We start from the raw sequence: 3162 nt of genomic DNA on the forward strand, positions 1-3162 counted from the left end.
AGAAATTGAACGCTTTGAGAAAAAACACAAGAAAGAGGCCGAAATCGCGGCGAAGGCAAATGCCGACGTAGCCGACCGGCTCTTCGCTTTGACTCACACACGCGTTGAACAAGAAATACGGGAAATAGAGCGTGTGGCGCGCAAGGACATGGAACGTGGAGCGGATGCCGTCAAGGTCGAGCAGTGGCGGGCGGCGGCTATTGCCGAAATCCGGAAAAGAGAGGCGGAGAAGGCTGTCCTCGGTATGGACGACCATCCCTTTGACGCGCGCAAGCAGGCCGAGGACACGGTCTTTTCCGACGCCATCGCCAAGCAGAAACAGGCCCTCGCCGACTTCCACACCGAATACACCCGCGTGACAGAGGGCGAAACCGTTCTTGCCGAGGAGGCGGCCCGCGCGCAGGCCGAGGCGTGGGAGCGGGCTGGGGCGGACAGGCTGCAGGTGCAGGAGTGGCTGTCCGCCAAGCTGGAGGGCGTCGAGGAGCAGCGCCTTGCCGCCTCGCGCGCGGCGGCGGATGGGATGGCGCGGGCGCTGTCGCGGTATGTAGACGAAGCATCCAACTGGGGCGCGCAGATAGAGACCTTTGTGGGCGGCAGCCTGCATTCGCTGGAGGACCAGCTGGTGAACGTGACCACCACGGGCAAGTTTGCCTGGCGGGACATGGTGTCGAGCATGGCCGCTGATTTGTCGCGGATGCTGATTCAGCAGCAGATTACCGGGCCGCTTGCCGCGCTGCTGGGCGGAGCGTCATCGGCCGAGGCTGGGGGCGTGGTGTCCATGTTTGCAGGCCTGTTTCACAGCGGCGGCGTGGTTGGCGAGGGGGGCATGTCGCGCGGCGTCTCTCCTGCCGCGTTTGTTGGCGCGCCGCGCTACCACACCGGCGGCATTGCGGGCCTCGCCCCTGATGAGGTGCCCGCCATACTGCGCCGGCGCGAGGAGGTGCTGACCGAGGGCGACCCGCGCCACCGCGACAACCTGCGCCCGGCGAGCACCGAGCCGCCGCAGGTGAACGTGCGGGTGGTGAATGTGGTGGACGAAAAGGACACGGCTGCGGGCTATCTGGGCAGCGCCGAGGGCGAGCGCACCGTGATGAACATCATCCGCAAGAACCGCCAGACCCTGAGGGAGATTGTATAGATGGCATTCGAGACGGGAACGGCCACGGACTACAAGGACATGCTGGCGAAGCTGAAGGCCTTCGCCGTGGCGCAGGGCTGGACGGCCTTGCGCTATGAGCAGGGAGCGGGGCACGAGCCGGACGAGCTGATCCTGCGCGGGCCGGACAGCGGCGGCCAGCAGGTGTACGTGGGCGCACGCACGGAAACAAATGAGATTGGCGGCTATAACTGGCGGCTGCAGGGCTTTACGGGCTTTGACCCGGCGCTGACCTTTGACGCGCAGCCCGGCGCCATAGACAGCTACGCGCCGCGTCTGCTGCTCATGGATGGTGGGCTGCGGTATTGGCTGAGCGTGAACGCCCGGCGCATCGTGGTTGTGGTGAAGGCGAGCACCACCTATCAGGTGGGATATCTTGGCCTCATCCTGCCCTACGGCCCGCCCAGCAACCTGCCCTATCCGCTGTTGATTGGTGGGTGCAGTGACCGCAATAGTGCGTGGAATGTGCAAGACTACTACAATACGCCTTTTTTCAACGCCGGGGTGGATGACAACTTTCCAGAGCACAGCAGTGGTAGATTTTTGCACGGGGCGTGGCTGGCCTTTTCCAACTGGTATGAAGACCGTTACGGCAATCACACGATCCGCGATGACCACATGTTTTGGCCGGCCACCGTACCCCCGTCTTTTTCCTCTCCTACGGGAGCCCGAGTACTCTTTCCTGTCCTGCTCTGCTCCAAGACGGCCGGAGCCAAGGGCATCTTCGGCGAACTGGACGGAGTGCGGTACGTGGAGGGCATCGGCATAGCCGGTGAAGACACCATTGACCAAGACGGGGAAACGTACACGGTGTTTACAGGCGGCTGGAGCACCGACGCAAAATCCTACATAGCCCTGCAAAACGCCTAGGAGGGCCATATGCCACACCTGCACCTGACGGACATCCCCAGCCGTGACGCCCTGCTGACGGCCATTAAGGACTTTTTGGTGACCAATGGCTGGACCCTGGATTTATGGGCCGATGATACGTCGAGCTATCACTCCTACTCCGATTCGAATAACTCAGGCGAAGGCAAACGCCTGCACCTGCATTATGGCGACTTTTGGCTGCATATGCGTTCCGCTACGCGCCAGACGGTTTACGGCTATTCCAACTACGGAAACTCCCACCTTATGGTTGACGGTGTTCGACAGTATAGAGAGCAGTTAACAGGCGTCGCACTCTACCCCGCGCGTGGCTTTGATGCAGGGAGCAACTGGGACCGTCAACCAGGGGGACCGTATTACAAGAGCTTGCCGCACACGTACCAAGGGGGACAAGGAAGCACGGGTGCCCTCTGCCGCATTCCTCCCGGAGTTATTCCCTCTTGCCATATTGCGGCATTTACCGACCCATGTTTTTTCCTCCTCTCCATCCAGCACGCACTTGGTTCTTGGCGGCATCTTCTCGCCGCTGAATGTCCCCTTTTGGCAGGGGGAGGGGGCCTCGTCTATGGTGGTTCCGGCGCCATCGCGAGCTGCGCCAATCCCGATTCACATCATTATTTTTTGAGCAACAGCATGGGCGCCAGCGGCGTTCTTGCCCCTGATATCCGGCAGCCTAACGCCATTGACTGCGGCGGCTGGACTCTGTCGAACTTCGGCCTGCGTTCTGAATGTATTGATGCATCGTCCTTGGAAAGCGGCACGCTCAGTGAGCCGCTTCTTGCCTACTCGACGCCGACATTTGCAGGGGTTCACCCCTTGATTCCGTATTATGTGACAACCGAAGCGAAAAACGAGCACACCTCCGGGGATTACATCCTCGGCCAGTTGCCGCACTTTCGGCTGACGCTCACCAGCGCCTATACGCCGGAGCAGGTGATACAGGTCGGCGATGAGCGGTGGATGGTGCTGCCTGTATCGGATGCCGAGAATCCGCACGCCATTGCCGTGCGCTATGACGGGGACTGACCATGGCGCAGTATGACGGCATACGCATCCCCTCCCTCTGCGGGCTGCCGCCGCGCGAGGTGGCACGGGGCATAGCCGCATGGCGCGGGGTG

4 protein-coding genes are annotated in these 3162 nt (G+C 61.7%); 3 read left to right on the top strand and 1 reads right to left on the bottom strand.

Features of this window, described 5'->3' with window-relative positions; genetic code table 11:
• The coding region (locus tag ACY69P_RS15515) for a hypothetical protein (protein WP_462328130.1) at positions 1–256 on the bottom strand (256 nt) is incomplete at its 3' end.
• Between ACY69P_RS15515 and ACY69P_RS15520 the strand changes: the two genes are divergently transcribed.
• The 3 genes from ACY69P_RS15520 to ACY69P_RS15530 are packed head-to-tail and all read left to right on the top strand — an operon-like array spanning position 245 to position 3070.
• On the top strand, positions 245–1138 hold the full coding sequence (locus tag ACY69P_RS15520) for a phage tail tape measure C-terminal domain-containing protein (protein WP_462328131.1): 894 nt from the start codon (positions 245–247) through the stop codon (positions 1136–1138). The two genes, ACY69P_RS15515 and ACY69P_RS15520, sit on opposite strands and share 12 nt — an antisense overlap.
• Entirely contained in the window at positions 1139–2026 is an 888-nt protein-coding gene (locus ACY69P_RS15525) for a hypothetical protein (RefSeq protein ID WP_462328132.1), read from the top strand.
• A gap of 9 nt (positions 2027–2035) precedes the next feature.
• Complete coding sequence (locus ACY69P_RS15530) at positions 2036–3070, top strand: hypothetical protein (RefSeq protein ID WP_462328133.1); 1035 nt, start codon at positions 2036–2038, stop codon at positions 3068–3070.
• Positions 3071–3162: the final 92 nt, after the last annotated feature.

The organism is Desulfobaculum sp. (assembly GCF_054921475.1).

What these genes read in the sequence shown, in the direction of transcription:
- ACY69P_RS15520 (WP_462328131.1), top strand. Translation starts at nt 245, where the DNA reads ATGGACGACCATCCCTTTGACGCGCGCAAGCAGGCCGAGGACACGGTC.
- ACY69P_RS15525 (WP_462328132.1), top strand. Translation starts at nt 1,139, where the DNA reads ATGGCATTCGAGACGGGAACGGCCACGGACTACAAGGACATGCTGGCG.
- ACY69P_RS15530 (WP_462328133.1), top strand. Translation starts at nt 2,036, where the DNA reads ATGCCACACCTGCACCTGACGGACATCCCCAGCCGTGACGCCCTGCTG.